12 protein-coding genes are annotated in these 12,521 nt (G+C 76.3%); 1 reads left to right on the forward strand and 11 read right to left on the reverse strand.

Annotated elements, in window-relative coordinates; genetic code table 11:
* Positions 1 to 166: 166 nt before the first annotated feature.
* From IF43_RS0104730 to IF43_RS0104765, 8 genes are all read right to left on the reverse strand, one after another.
* Entirely contained in the window at positions 167 to 2,074 is a 1,908-nt protein-coding gene (locus IF43_RS0104730; RefSeq protein ID WP_051794729.1) for a complex I subunit 5 family protein, read from the reverse strand.
* A 44-nt stretch (positions 2,075 to 2,118) separates the two neighbouring features.
* On the reverse strand, positions 2,119 to 2,463 hold the full coding sequence (locus tag IF43_RS0104735) for an NADH-quinone oxidoreductase subunit K (RefSeq protein ID WP_030194228.1): 345 nt from the start codon (positions 2,461 to 2,463) through the stop codon (positions 2,119 to 2,121).
* Positions 2,460 to 3,188 (reverse strand): MnhB domain-containing protein, encoded by a 729-nt coding sequence (locus IF43_RS0104740; protein WP_030194230.1) that lies wholly within the window; start codon positions 3,186 to 3,188, stop codon positions 2,460 to 2,462. The genes IF43_RS0104735 and IF43_RS0104740 overlap by 4 nt, the downstream gene beginning before the upstream one ends.
* Positions 3,185 to 3,478: a DUF4040 domain-containing protein gene (locus IF43_RS0104745; RefSeq protein ID WP_030194231.1), complete on the reverse strand. Its 294-nt coding sequence runs from the start codon at positions 3,476 to 3,478 to the stop codon at positions 3,185 to 3,187. The genes IF43_RS0104740 and IF43_RS0104745 overlap by 4 nt, the downstream gene beginning before the upstream one ends.
* Positions 3,475 to 3,783: a monovalent cation/H(+) antiporter subunit G gene (locus tag IF43_RS0104750; protein WP_030194233.1), complete on the reverse strand. Its 309-nt coding sequence runs from the start codon at positions 3,781 to 3,783 to the stop codon at positions 3,475 to 3,477. Before IF43_RS0104750 ends, IF43_RS0104745 begins: the two co-directional genes overlap by 4 nt.
* A complete protein-coding gene (locus IF43_RS41425) occupies positions 3,780 to 4,211 on the reverse strand; it encodes an MrpF/PhaF family protein (protein ID WP_051794683.1) in 432 nt (143 codons plus the stop codon). The genes IF43_RS0104750 and IF43_RS41425 overlap by 4 nt, the downstream gene beginning before the upstream one ends.
* The gene (locus IF43_RS41430) at positions 4,208 to 4,669 is read right to left on the reverse strand and encodes a hypothetical protein (protein WP_030194237.1); all 462 of its coding nucleotides are present in this window, start codon (positions 4,667 to 4,669) and stop codon (positions 4,208 to 4,210) included. Before IF43_RS41430 ends, IF43_RS41425 begins: the two co-directional genes overlap by 4 nt.
* A 73-nt stretch (positions 4,670 to 4,742) precedes the next feature.
* The gene (locus IF43_RS0104765) at positions 4,743 to 5,237 is read right to left on the reverse strand and encodes a DUF6328 family protein (protein WP_030194239.1); all 495 of its coding nucleotides are present in this window, start codon (positions 5,235 to 5,237) and stop codon (positions 4,743 to 4,745) included.
* A gap of 241 nt (positions 5,238 to 5,478) precedes the next feature.
* On the opposite strand from IF43_RS0104765, the gene IF43_RS0104770 reads away from it, so the two are divergent.
* Positions 5,479 to 7,257: a glycoside hydrolase family 15 protein gene (locus IF43_RS0104770; RefSeq protein WP_030194241.1), complete on the forward strand. Its 1,779-nt coding sequence runs from the start codon at positions 5,479 to 5,481 to the stop codon at positions 7,255 to 7,257.
* An 84-nt stretch (positions 7,258 to 7,341) separates the two neighbouring features.
* Here the strand turns inward: IF43_RS0104770 and IF43_RS0104775 are convergent, their stop codons facing one another.
* The 3 genes from IF43_RS0104775 to IF43_RS0104785 form a co-directional block, all read right to left on the reverse strand.
* The gene (locus tag IF43_RS0104775; protein ID WP_078909919.1) at positions 7,342 to 8,346 is read right to left on the reverse strand and encodes a SigB/SigF/SigG family RNA polymerase sigma factor; all 1,005 of its coding nucleotides are present in this window, start codon (positions 8,344 to 8,346) and stop codon (positions 7,342 to 7,344) included.
* Positions 8,347 to 8,545: 199 nt separating this feature from the next.
* Positions 8,546 to 10,249 carry a molybdopterin-dependent oxidoreductase gene (locus IF43_RS0104780; protein WP_051794685.1) on the reverse strand — a complete coding sequence of 568 codons (1,704 nt, stop codon included), beginning with the start codon at positions 10,247 to 10,249 and terminating at the stop codon, positions 8,546 to 8,548.
* A 5-nt stretch (positions 10,250 to 10,254) separates the two neighbouring features.
* Entirely contained in the window at positions 10,255 to 12,519 is a 2,265-nt protein-coding gene (locus tag IF43_RS0104785) for an alpha-N-acetylglucosaminidase (RefSeq protein WP_037887389.1), read from the reverse strand.
* Positions 12,520 to 12,521: the final 2 nt, after the last annotated feature.

Raw genomic sequence — 12,521 nt, forward strand, 5'->3', positions numbered from 1 at the left:
GCTCGGGCCGGTCGACGGGCCGGCCGTGCGAAACGGCCGACCGGCCGGGTACGGGCCTGGGCGGGCAGTAATATTTCACATGTGACAGGTCATGCCTAGGTGTAGGTACGCATGAAACCGGACGGATTCCCGGCAGGGGGGCTCCACCGGCCCGTACCGCCCGTCGTCACCGCGTCGCGAGTCCGAACGTCCCCATGAGCAGCGCCACTCCGGCGGCGAGCCAGGTCGCGTAGTCGCCGATGTGGCCCGAGTGCAGCCGCCGCAGCGGTACGACCACCCGCCGGGACAGCGCCGCCAGACCGGCCCGCACGCGGCGGGCCGGGGCGCCCGGGAGCTCCGGGCCCCACAGCGCGGCGGCCGCCAGACCGGCGGCCAAGGCCGCCGAGAGCAGCCCCAGCAGCACCCCCGACCTCGTCCAGCCGCTCTCCGGCAACGCCTTCGTGGCCGCCTCGGCGGCCACGGCCCCGCCCGCCCCCGCGCCCGCGTCGACGGAGCTCGCGTCGGCGGACCCCCCGGGGGAGCCCGCACCGTTCGCGTCGTCCGTACCACCCGCCGCGACCGCGCGGGCGTACCCCGCGCCGTCCGTGAACTGCGCCGCGCCCGCGGCCAGGGAGCGGCCCACCCCCGGCAGCACGCCCACCGCGAGGGAGCCCGCCAGCAGCAGTGCCGGCACCGCGAGCATGACCCCCGGGACCCGCCGCTGCGGATCGCGGACCTCCGGCTCCTCCCCGAAGCCCGCGGTCTCCGGCCCCGGCCGCCGCTCCGGCGGCCGGGGTCCCGCCCCGACGAACACCCGTGCCCCGGCCCGCAGTACCGCACCCCCCGTCACCGCCGACACCACCACGAACACCACCACGAGCCAACCCGCCCACTGCCCGGCCGCGTGCTCGGCCAGCGCCTTGCCCAGCCCTGTCCCGAAGGGCGGCAGCCCCGCGACCGCCAGGCCGCCGAGCCCGAACAGCACCCCGGCGAACGGCAGGTCGCGCCCCCGCCCGTACAGCCCGTGCTCGTCCACCGAGCCGTGCTGGTCCAGCAGGACGCCCACCAGCGCGAACAGGGCCGCCTTGGCCGCCGCGTGCCCGGCCGCGTACACCGCCGTGCCGGCGGCCGCCCCGGCTTCCAGCAGGGCCACCCCCACCAGGAACAGCCCCACGTGTGCCACCGTCGAGAAGGCCAGCAGCCGCTTCAGGTGCCGCTGCTGCCAGCACAGCACCGCCCCCACCAGCGCCGTCAGCACGCCCAGTGCGACGAACGCGGCCGTGTACGCCTCCTGCGGGATCCCGCCCGGACCCGCGAACACCGCCCCGTAGGTGCGGGCCAGCCCGTACACCCCCAGCTCGACCATCACGCCCGACAGCAGCATGCACACCGGCGTCGGCGCCATCGCGTGGGCGTCCGGCAGCCAGAAGTGGAACGGCACCGCCGCCCCCTTGACGAGCAGCCCCGCGGCGAGCAGCGCGAACGCCGCCACCACCAGCGCGTCCGGCTCGCGCCCCGCCAGCGCCGCCCCGATCCGTGCGAACGCCAGCTCCCCGGTGCGCGCGTACAGCAGCCCGGTCCCCAGCAGCACGCAGTATCCCGCGAGCGACCCGGTCAGCGCGAAGGCCAGCGCCCCCTGGAGGGGCCGCGGGTCCTCCACCCGGAAGCCGGTCAGCGCGTACGCCGCGACACCCATCAGCTCGAAGAACACGAAGGCGTCGAACAGGTCTCCGGTCAGCACGAAGCCGCACATCCCCGCCTCGAACAGCAGGATCAGCGCGGGGAACGCCCCCGGCTGGCCGGTGCGCGGCTCGTCGAAGTACCGCCAGGCGTACCCGAGCGCCGCCGGCACCAGCACCCCGGCGAGCAGGGCCAGACCCACGCCGATCCGGTCCGTCGCCAGGACGACGCCCACCTCCCGCCCGGGCACGGGCTCCCACCCGCCGACCCAGGCGACCGCCCGCCCCTCGCCGGTACGCACCCACAGGGCGGCGAGCACGGCCAGTTCACCGGCCGCGCAGCCGAGGGCCAGGGCGTCCGCCGCCACGCGCGGCAGCCACCGCCCGGCCACGGCCAGTACCACCGCGCCCAGCATCGGCAGGGCCACCGCGGCCGGCAGCAGCACCTCCGTCCGGGCGGTCAACCCCGCAGTCCCGTCAGGGCGTCGGGATCGACCGTGCCGTGCCGTTTGGCGAGCTGGAGCACCAGCGCCAGCAGCAGGGCGGTCACCGCCGCCCCGACCACCACGTCGGTCAGCGTCAGCGCCTGCGCCACCGGGTCCACCACCACCCGGTCCGGCGGGATGTCGGTGAAGTACGGGGCGGTGCCGCCCTTCCGGTAGCCCACCGCGAGCAGCAGGACGTAGGTCCCGGACTGGACCACCGTCAGGCACCCGACGGCCTGCACGGCGTGACGGCTCGTCACGATCCCGTGGAGTCCGGCGAGCACCAGCCAGCCGGCCGCCAGGTACGGCAGTACGGTCATGCGGGTTCGATCTCCACTGCCTGGTCGATGAAGGAGGCCAGCAGCACGACGACGGCGGAGCCGACCTCCAGGCCCACGGCCGCGTTCAGCAGCGGCACGAGGCCACCGGAGGCGAGCTCCCCGAGCGTGCCCGGGTCCAGGACGTTCTCCAGGTACGCCGCCCCGCGGACGACGCCCAGGAGGCCGAGGGCGGCGAACGCCCCCGCCCCGACCGCGTCCGCGACGTCCAGCACGGCCCGCGGGCGCACCCGCTTCAGCACCCGGTAGTCCGCCGCCAGGTACGCGACGTGCAGGCCGGAGGCGACCACGACGCCGCCCTGGAAGCCGCCGCCGGGGGTGAGCTGCCCGTGCGCGATCACGTACAGGCCCGTCACCACCGCGACCGGGAGCAGCACGGTGCCCGCCGCCCGGACCGGCGGCAGCACGGATCCGGGCCGCGGGGCGCGGGCCTCCTCGTCGCGGGCCCGGCGCAGCAGCACCACGGCGCCGAGCACGGCGGTGAACAGGGTGAACTCCTCGCCGAGGGTGTCGAAGGCGCGCTGGTCGAAGTTGACGGCGGACACGGTGTTCGCGGTGCGGCGGTCGAGCGCCGCGGCCACCGCCCGGTCCGCGTACGGGTGCCGGTCCCCGCCGAAGCCGGGCAGGTCGAGGCAGGCGGCCGCCCAGCCGGCCGCGATCAGCAGGGCCGCGACCAGGAACAGCCGGATCCGGGCGGCCCGGCTCACCGCTCGCCCCCTCCGCCGTCATGCCCGCCCCCGTCCTCGGCCGGCCTGTCCGCGGTGGCGCGGCGGACCGCCCGTACGGTCAGCAGGATCAACAGCGGCGTCATCACGCTCCCCACCGCCAGCTGGGACAGCGCCACGTCGGGGGCCTGGACGAGGGTGAACAGGAGGGCGAGCAGCAGCCCCAGCACCCCCAGGACGACGGCCTGGCGAACCGGCTCACGGGTGAGCACGGCGGCGGTGCCCGTGGCCGCGACCAGCAGGACGGCGAGCAGGACGAGGGCCTCGGTCACGGCGGTGCGTCCCGTTCCAGCCGCCCCTCCGCCTGCGCGGTGACGCGGCCGACGGCCATCGTCGTCAGGCTGCCGCCGCCCACCACCAGCAGGGCCAGCAGCAGGAGTTTCACCGCCTGCCGACCGGGCCCCGCGGCCACCGCCAGGGCCAGCGCGATCAGCGGCAGCCCGAGCGAGGCGGCAGGGGAGAGGGCGTGCAGCCGGGCGTACGGGCGGGACAGCACGGCCAGCGACAGCGCCGACAGCAGCACCACCGAGACCCCGGCCCCGGCCAGCACCCCCGCGCACACCGCCCGGGGCGTCACGCCCGACCACCCCCGCCGCGCGACCGCCGGGCAGGTCCGCCGGACCCGTCCGCCCCGTCCGACCTGCCCGCCCCGTCAGGCCCGCTCGACCCGCTCGACCCGTCCGACCCATCCGATTTGTCCCTTCCGGGTCCGGACCCGCCCCCCGTGCGGGACGCGGCCCGGGCGGGGCCGGCCTCCGGGACCGCCAGGAACCGGGCGAAGACCAGGACCCCCACCGGCCCCAGCACCGCCAGGACCAGGGCCGGATCGAGGTAGGAGTCCCGGCCGTACGCCTGGGTGAGGAGCAGCAGCACGGCCGTGACCACCGTCCCGGCGAAGGCCAGCCCGGCCAGCCGCCCGGCCGGCGGCCCCTGGCACGCCGTCCACACCGCGACCGGCAGCGCGAGCGCCGTCAGCGCGGCCGCCCCGAGCAGCCAGCCGTTCACGACCGCCGCCCGTCCGTGAGGGCGTCCGCGAGCACCCCGGGCGGACCGGGCAAGGTGTGCACGAGCACGAACCGGCCCCGCCCCAGCCCGACCGCGTAGGCCCCCGGCGTGGCCGACAGCAGGGTGCAGGCCCACGCGGCACCCGTGCCGCGGCCCAGCTCCAGCGTCTGGAAGCGGCCGCGCACCTGTCGTCCGCGCAGCGCGCGCAGGGTCAGCGAGGCCAACCGGCCGGTGTCCGCGACCAGCGCCACGGGCCAGACCAGCACCGCGTGCAGGGCGCGCGCCCCGCCGCCCGAGCCGGCCCCGGAAGCCCGGCGCACCGCCCGCGCCCCGAACGCGGCCGGAACCGCGGCGCCGGCCGCGACCGTCCACTCCAGCCAGGACAGCGGACCCGTCAGGAACACCTGCAGCACCACCGCGAGGACCCACCACACGAAGAGCTCCGCCGCACCTGCCACCCCGCCGCCCTCCCGCGCTCCGACCCGCCCGATCCGGGAACGCGACCGGTCTACCGCTCGTGCCCCGCCAGGGCTACGAGGCGCGCCGCCCGCCGCTGCGGAGCAACAGGACCGGGAACACCAGCCAGCACAGCGTGAACCACAGCGTGATCAGGGAAGTGACCAGCCAGGCCAGCCAGTTGTCGGTGGCCACCAGCAGCAGGAGCAGCACCGACAGGTTGACCGCCAGGGCGAGCAGGATCACCCCCACCGACACCAGTCGGCCCACCGCGTCCACGAGTTCGGGCTTGAGGTGCCGGCCGGCCAGCAGCCGGTGGTAGGCCACCGGCGCGATCAGGGTGCCGGTCGCGAGCGCCCCGAGGGCGACCGCGACCACGTACAGCATCTCCACGGGGCGCGAGAGCGACTGGAAGCGGGGCGTGAAGGCGACGCTCAGCAGGAAGCCGAACAGGATCTGCGCCCCGGTCTGGGCCACCCGGACTTCCTGCAGCGTCTCGTTCCACCGCCGGTCCGCCCGCTCGGCCGCGGTCTCGTTCCGCTCGGGGTCGCCCGTCCGCTCTGCGGTCATGCGCCACCTCCTCCGACCCCGCCTCCGGCACTTCCCCGGGATCGGCGCGGGCAAACCGGCGCGCCGCCGCCCCCTCCAACGGGACCGGTCCCAACCTGAACGGGCCGGTTGCGACCCGAGCGCCCGGCTCCGACCGGACCGTACCGGACCGGCCCGGCCGGACCGCGCAACACGTCCGCAGCCACCGGAAACGGCCCTCCGCGCGGTGCTTCGCACCCCCGCCACCGGGTAGGCGCGGAGCGTGAACGACGGCTGGCACGGCCACACCCCCTACCCTCTGCGCGAGTACGCGCTGATCGCCGACGGCGAGCGCGGCGCGCTGATCGACCCGGGCGGCGCCGTCGTCTGGATGTGCGCCCCCCGCTGGCACAGCGACGCCGTGTTCTCCGAGCTGATCGGCGGCAGCGGCGGCTTCGAGGTGTGCCCCGAGAACCCGTGGCGGCTCGCCGGCGGCGAGTACGTCGACGGCGCCCTCATCCGGGTCAGCCGCTGGACGCTCAACGACGGCACCGTCGAGTGCCGCGACGCCCTGGCCGTCCCCGCCGACCCGCACCGGGCGGTGCTGCTGCGCCGCATCCGGGCCGTCGACGGGCCCGCGCTGGTGCGCGTACGGCTGTCCGCGCGCGCCGCCTTCGGCGCCCGGCCGATGACGGCCCTGCACCGGGACCGGGGCGGGTGGCACGGCCGCATCGGCCCGCTCCGGCTCAGCCTGTGGGGCCTGGCCGACGCCGCGTACGACGAGGGGGAGGCGACCCTCACCGCCCGGCTCCCGCTGACCGCGGGCGACGAGCACGACCTGGTCCTGGAGATCGCCGACGGCCCGGCCGCCCGCAACCGCACCACCCACCAGCCCGCCGCCCTCCAGGCCGCCCGGCTGTGGCAGCAGACCGAGGAGCGGTGGGCCGCGGCGGTCCCCGACTGCTCCGACCTCACCGCCTCCCGCGACGCCCGCCAGGCGTACGCCGTCCTCACCGGTCTGACCGCCGGCGGCGGCGCGATGGTGGCCGCCGCCACCACGTCCCTGCCGGAGCGCGCCGGGTCCTCCCGCGCCTACGACTACCGCTACGCGTGGATCCGCGACCAGTGCTACGCGGGTAGCGCCGTCGCCGCGCACGGCCCGCACCGCCTCCTCGACGACGCCGTCCGCTTCGTGACGGCCCGGGTCCTCGAGGACGGCCCGGTGCTGCGTCCCGCGTACCGCGTCGACGGCCGGCCCGTACCCGGCGAGCGGACCCTGACCCTGGCCGGCTACCCCGGCGCCAGCGACCGGGTCGGCAACCGGGCCGGCCACCAGTTCCAGCTCGACACCTTCGGCGAGGTCCTCGAACTCCTCGCCGCGGCGGCCCGTCGGGACCGCCTCGACGCCGACGGCGTACGGGCCGCCCGGGTGGCGGTCTCCGCGCTGGAGGCGAACTGGCAGCGTCCCGACACGGGGATCTGGGAGCTGCGGCCCGCCTGGTGGACGCACTCGCGCCTGGCCGCGGTCTCCGGGCTGCGCGCGGCTGCCCGGTCCATCGCGGACCCGCCGTCGGCCTATGCGTGGTCCGAGCTCGCCGACTCGATCCTGCACGAGACCCGGCGCACCTGCCTCCACCGCTCCGGCCGCTGGCAGCGCAGCCGTGAGGACCCCCGGGTCGACGCGTCACTGCTGCGGCCCCTGTCGAACGGCGCCTGGCCGGCCTCCGACCCGACCCTGGCCGCCACCCGGTCGGCAGTGGAACGGGAGCTCACCCAGGACGGGTTCGTGTACCGCTACGACGGCACCGGGCCCGACGACGGCGAAGGGGCGTTCCTGCTGTGCGGGTTCTTCATGTCCGCGGCCTGCCTGGCGGAGGGGCGACCGGTGGCCGCGGCCCGCTGGTTCGAGCGCACCCGGTCCGCGTACGGCCCGCCGGGGCTGTTCGCGGAGGAGTACGACGTACGGCAGCGGCAGCTGCGCGGGAACCTGCCGCAGGCCTTCGTGCACGCGCTGCTGCTGGAGAACGCGGTCCGCCTGACCGCCGCGGGCCGGGAGCCGTAGGCGGGGGAGCTGTAGGGCCGCGGGAGGCGGGGGAGCTGTAGGGCCCCGGGCCCGGCGGCCGTAGGCGGGCCAGGAGCTGTGGCCCTACGCGTCCAGGCCCGCGCGCAGGGTGCCGAGGATGCGCGTCAGCAGGCGGGAGACCTGCATCTGCGAGACGCCGATCCGGTCCCCGATCTCGGCCTGGGTCAGCTCGTCGACGTACCGCAGGGACAGGATGCGCCGGTCGCGCTCGGAGAGCCGGGCGACCAGCGGCTGCAGTGCGGTGAGCAGCTCGATCCGCTCGAAGGACGGGTCCGTGGTGCCGAGGGAGCGGGTGACGCGGTTGCCGGTCTCGCTGTCGTCGAAGACGACGTCGAGGGAGCGGGACGTGAAGCCGTTGGCGGCGCGCCGGCCCTCGGCGACCTCGGCCTCGCTGATCCCGAGGGCCTCGGCCAGGTCGGCGGTGGTCGGCTCGTGGTCCAGTTGCTGGGTCAGGTCGTCGGTGGCGCGGGCGAGTTCCAACCGGAGCTCCTGGAGCCGCCGGGGCACCCGCACCGACCAGCCGGTGTCACGGAAGAACCGTTTCATCTCGCCGAGGATCGTGGGCATGGCGAACGAGGCGAACTCCACCTCGCGGTCCGGGTCGAACCGGTTGATGGCCTTGATCAGCCCGATGACACCGACCTGGATGATGTCGTCCATCGGCTCCCGCACCCCGCGGAAGCGCCGCGCGGCGTGCTTGACGAGGCTGATGTTGAGCTCCACCAGGGCGTTGCGCAGGTACGAGTACGCGACGCTGCCCTCCTCCGCCTCCCGCAGCAGCACGAACAGGCGCGTCGACACCGCCCGGGCCCGGGCGCACGTCACGGTGCGGGGGTCGGGGAGCTCGGGCAGGCCCGTCAGCCCGGGCGGGGCGGGCGGCAGCGGGTGGCCCGACCGGCGGCCCGGGGCCGTGCGCGTCTGCGGGTCCGTCCGCCGGGGCGGGTCCGATCGCCGGGGCGGGTCCGACCGGTGGGGCGGGCGCGGCCGGCGGGGCGGGTCCGGACGGTCCGGGGTCCGCGCGGCGGACGACCTGGCGGCCGTCCCGGTCGCGGTTGCGGTCCTGGTCATGGGCTTTCCCATCGGCAGGCGACAAGAACCCGCGCCTACCCGTCCTCGGCCGCCCCACACGTCGGCTGCCGAACCCACCGTCGCCCGACTCCGGTGCGCGTGCGCACCGCCGCGGACCGTGTCGGCCCGGGCCCCCCGCCACGGTGACCCCGGCCTCGCTCCACGACGGCCCCCGGCTCGTTCCACGGAGACCCCGGGCTCATTCCACCGTGACCTCGATCTGGTGGTAGCCCGTCGCCCCGTCCGGCAGCACCGGCCGCCGCTCGGCGGTCTGGACGGCTCCGGAGCGGTCGGTGGCCCGTACCTCCAGCCGGTGCCGGCCCGGCTCGGCCCGCCACGTCCAGACCCACTGCCGCCACGTGTCGACGGTGTCCTGCGCCGACAGCCGCGCCGGCCGCCAGGGGCCGTCGTCCACCCGCACCTCCACGGCCGCGATGCCGGTGTGCTGCGCCCAGGCGACCCCCGCCACCGCCACCGGGCCCGCCCGGACCGTCGTGAACCCGCGCGGGGTGTCGATCCGCGACTCCGTCTTCACCGGGGCCCGGTCGGCCCAGCCGCGCTGGACCCAGTAGGCGTCGTACGCGTCGAACGTCGTCAGCCGCAGCTCCGCGAGCCACTTGCACGCCGACACGTACCCGTACAGCCCCGGGACCACCATGCGCACCGGGAAGCCGTGGGCGAAGGGCAGCGGTTCGCCGTTCATGCCGATCGCCAGCAGCGCGTCGCGGCCGTCCATGACCGTCTCGACGGGCGTGCCGATCGTCATGCCGTCCACCGAGCGGGCCACCAGCTGGTCCGCGGGGCCGCCCCGGGACGGCGGCCGGACCCCGGCCTCGCGCAGCAGGTCCGCCAGCCGTACGCCCAGCCAGCGGGCGTTGCCCACGAGGTCGCCGCCGACCTCGTTGGACACGCAGGCCAGGGTGATGTCCCGCTCGACGATCTCGCGGGCGAGCAGGTCCTCGTAACGCAGGGTCAGCGGCCGTGCGACCCCGTCCCCGTGGATCCGCAGCGACCAGTCCTTCGAGCTGAGGCGGGGCACCACCAGGGCGGTGTCCACCCGGTAGAAGGAGGGGTTGGACGTGAAGAACGGCGGCAGGCCCGGCACCTTCAGGTCCACCCCGGCCGGCAGTCGCGGGGCCGGTGAGGCGGGCGGCGGCAACCGGAGGGCGTCCCGGTCGGCGGCCCGCCGGGCCGCCCCCGAGGCGCCGATGGCCCGTCCCACCAGCCACGCCAGCCCGGACACGGCGACGGAGGCCCCGGCCGTCCGCAGGAACCGCCGCCGGTCCGGAACACCCGCACCACCGCCTCTGCCTGCCGCACCCCGACCGCCTGCCGCACCGCCTCTGCCTGCCGCACCCCGACCGCCGGCCGCACCACCACCACCACCACCACCGCCGCCTGCCGCGCCGCCCCCGCGTCCGGCAGCGGGACGCGGCCCCGCACCCGCCCCGGTCAGGGCACCGGACAGCACCCAGAGCACCGCCGAAGCCACCACCCCCGCGAGCGCCGACGGCAGTGCGTCCACCGCCGAGGCGTCCGGCCGGCCCGCCGCGGCGACCGCCCCGACCAGCCCGAACGCCAGGGCGATCGCGCACCCCAGCCGGCGGTCCCGGACCGCGACCAGGCCGGTGGCCGCCGCGAAGGCGGCCAGCAGCACCAGGATCCCGAGCTGGAGCACGAACTTGTCCGAGGTGCCGAAGACCCGGACCGCCCACTCCTTCACCGGCGTGGGGGTGAGGTCGATCACCGCCCCGCCCACCGCCGCGACCGGTACGGACTGCGGGCGCACGGCCGCGGCCAGCAGCTCGGCGACGCCCAGCGCCGCGAACCCGGCGACCAGTCCGGCCAGCGCCCCGAGACCCCGGGGCGCGTCCGGCCCGCCGTCCTGCCGATCGTCCGCCACGGTGTTCAGTGAAGCGCCTCGGCCACCGACATGGCCAGCGCGTAGGGATCCCCGCTCGGCCGGGTCGGATGGGAGCTGGTCCGCTTCGCCCAGGAGTCCTCGAGGGCGAACCAGTCGACGTCCTGCGGCACGGTCCCGTCCACGAGCGCCTTGTCCAGCGAGGCGAAGTACGCCTTCCAGCGGGCGGCGTAGAACTCCTCCAGCATTCCCGACCACTCGCGGTTGGCGTAGTCGTGCAGGAATCCGGCCTCACTGGTGCCGTGGCTGCCCCAGGTGCTCAGCAGCGACCGGGCGTCGTACTCGAAGCGGTCCTTCTCCGCCGGGTCCGCGCCCCACGAGCGGGCCGCCGCCAGCCACGTGCCGAGCAGGAAGTGCGGGTCGGAGCCGGTGACGGCCGAGAGCATCCGCTCGTCCTCCTGCCACTGCCCGACGAGCTCCCGGAACCGGGCCAGGTCCTTCGCCTCGTACGCCGTCTTGATCTGCGGCAGCAGGACGCGGGAGCGGTTCGCCAGCGCCTGCCGGGCGGTGTCCACCAGGTCGAAGCGGTACGCCGACGAGCCCCGCAGCGCCGGGTCCACGGCCAGCAGCGCCTTGAGCGCCCGCTCCACCGACTCCGCCGGGTAGCGCATCGTCCGCGGACTCCACCAGCCCGCACTGCCCACCGCCAGGCTCGGGCGCGCCGTGAACAGGCTGTCCTGCGACTCCGACCAGTACCCCGAGGGGGTGCTGTACGGCCCGGTGCGCAGCGCCTCCCAGGCCGCCGCGGCCTGCGCGTCCGTCCCGCCGTACCGGCTGCGCGCCCAGTCGGCGAACCACGCCTTCTGGTCCACCGGGCCGGGTTCCCAGGCCAGGTCGGTGAAGAGGTCGAAGGCGGCGGGGTTGGTGCCGGTGGACTCGGGGATGTACGCGATGCCGCGCAGCGAGCTGCCCGACTTCGTGCGCCACTCCTCGAACCGGCTCAGCCACACCGACGTGTTGGCGCCCACCGTGGTGTGGCCGCCGAAGTTGTAGATCGTGCCGAAGGCGTACGGCGCACCGCCCCAGCGGGTCTCGCGGTCCAGCTTGTTGTAGCGGTCGGACAGCCCGTCCAGGATCAGCAGCTTCGAGGTGTCCACCCCGGCCAGCAGGTCCTTCGTCGGGTCGTCCTGCCAGCCCAGCACCGCCCAGAGCGCGCCGGGATGGGAGGCCTGCAGGGCCGCCTGCACCGCCCCGGCCGCGGCCCTGACGTCCACGGTGCCGATCGACCCGCCCTCGTGCAGCGGGCTCATCCGGTACATCCCGGAGTCCCCGAACGCGGCCCGCTGCTCGGTGTAGTAGTCGGTGGCGAGCTCGGCGAAGACCGGGCCGGCCGGGTCCAGCCAGTCGGGCCGGTCGAAGCCCGCCCAGTCGCCCTGCGGGACGGTCTTGGCACCGGGGTTGCGGTCGGCGAAGCCGGGCGGGACCGTGCCGAAGTAGCCCGGCAGCACCGGGGTCATGCCCAGGGCCCGCAGCTGTCCGGTGACCCGCCGGCCCAGCTCCGCGCGTTCGGCCAGCAGCCGCTCGGTGACCGGGCCGCCGAAAGCGCTGAGGTTCTGCAGCAGCCACCAGCCCTGGTGGGCGGCGCCGGGGATCCAGGTGCGCAGCTCGGCGGCGGAGTACCCGTACCGCTGGAGCGCCTTGTAGTACGGGTACTCGGCGCCGACCTGCACGAAGACCTCGTTGATGCCGTGCAGGGCGAGCAGGTCGATCTGCCGCCGGTGGTCGGCGAAGGTGCGGTACGGGCCCGAGTAGCCGTCGTCGGTGTCGTTGAGGGCGTACCGGTGCGGGACCTGCGCGGAGCGGGTGACGGCGGTCGGGACCCCGGGCAGCACGCGGGGGAGCCGGCCGAGGCTGTCGCCCGGCCAGCCGATGTCGACGTGGGCGACGTGCTGGAGGTACCAGCCGACCCCGGTGAGCTGGGTGGCCGGGGTGGTGCCCCGGACGGTGATCCGGCCCGCCCGGCCGGACACGGTGAACCAGTCCTTGCCGTCGGCCCCGCGGGCGGCGGGCGCGAGGGCGAACTGCTTGGCGGCCGCCCGGGGCAGCAGCCGCTCGAGTGCGGCCTCCGCGGCGGAGTCGTCGAAGACGGCGCTGCTGCCGGCCTTCGCCGGGGGGCCCACCGGGGCGGCCGCGGGGCCCACGGGGGCGTCCGCGGGGCCCGTCGGCGCGGCCGGCGCGGCCGCGGCGAGGCCGGCCAGCGGCAGGACGGCGAGCAGGGTGGTGGCGGCGAGGGTGGTGCGCGTCAGCCTCATGG

The organism is Streptomyces sp. NRRL S-87 (assembly GCF_000719335.1).
Classification (GTDB): Bacteria; Actinomycetota; Actinomycetes; order Streptomycetales; family Streptomycetaceae; genus Streptomyces.

Bases quoted from the DNA above. Each gene is read 5' to 3' on its own strand.
- IF43_RS0104785 (WP_037887389.1), bottom strand. From the start codon at position 12,519: ATGAGGCTGACGCGCACCACCCTCGCCGCCACCACCCTGCTCGCCGTC.
- IF43_RS0104775 (WP_078909919.1), bottom strand. From the start codon at position 8,346: ATGACCAGGACCGCAACCGCGACCGGGACGGCCGCCAGGTCGTCCGCC.
- IF43_RS0104730 (WP_051794729.1), bottom strand. From the start codon at position 2,074: ATGCTGGGCGCGGTGGTACTGGCCGTGGCCGGGCGGTGGCTGCCGCGC.
- IF43_RS0104735 (WP_030194228.1), bottom strand. From the start codon at position 2,463: ATGACCGTACTGCCGTACCTGGCGGCCGGCTGGCTGGTGCTCGCCGGA.
- IF43_RS0104765 (WP_030194239.1), bottom strand. From the start codon at position 5,237: ATGACCGCAGAGCGGACGGGCGACCCCGAGCGGAACGAGACCGCGGCC.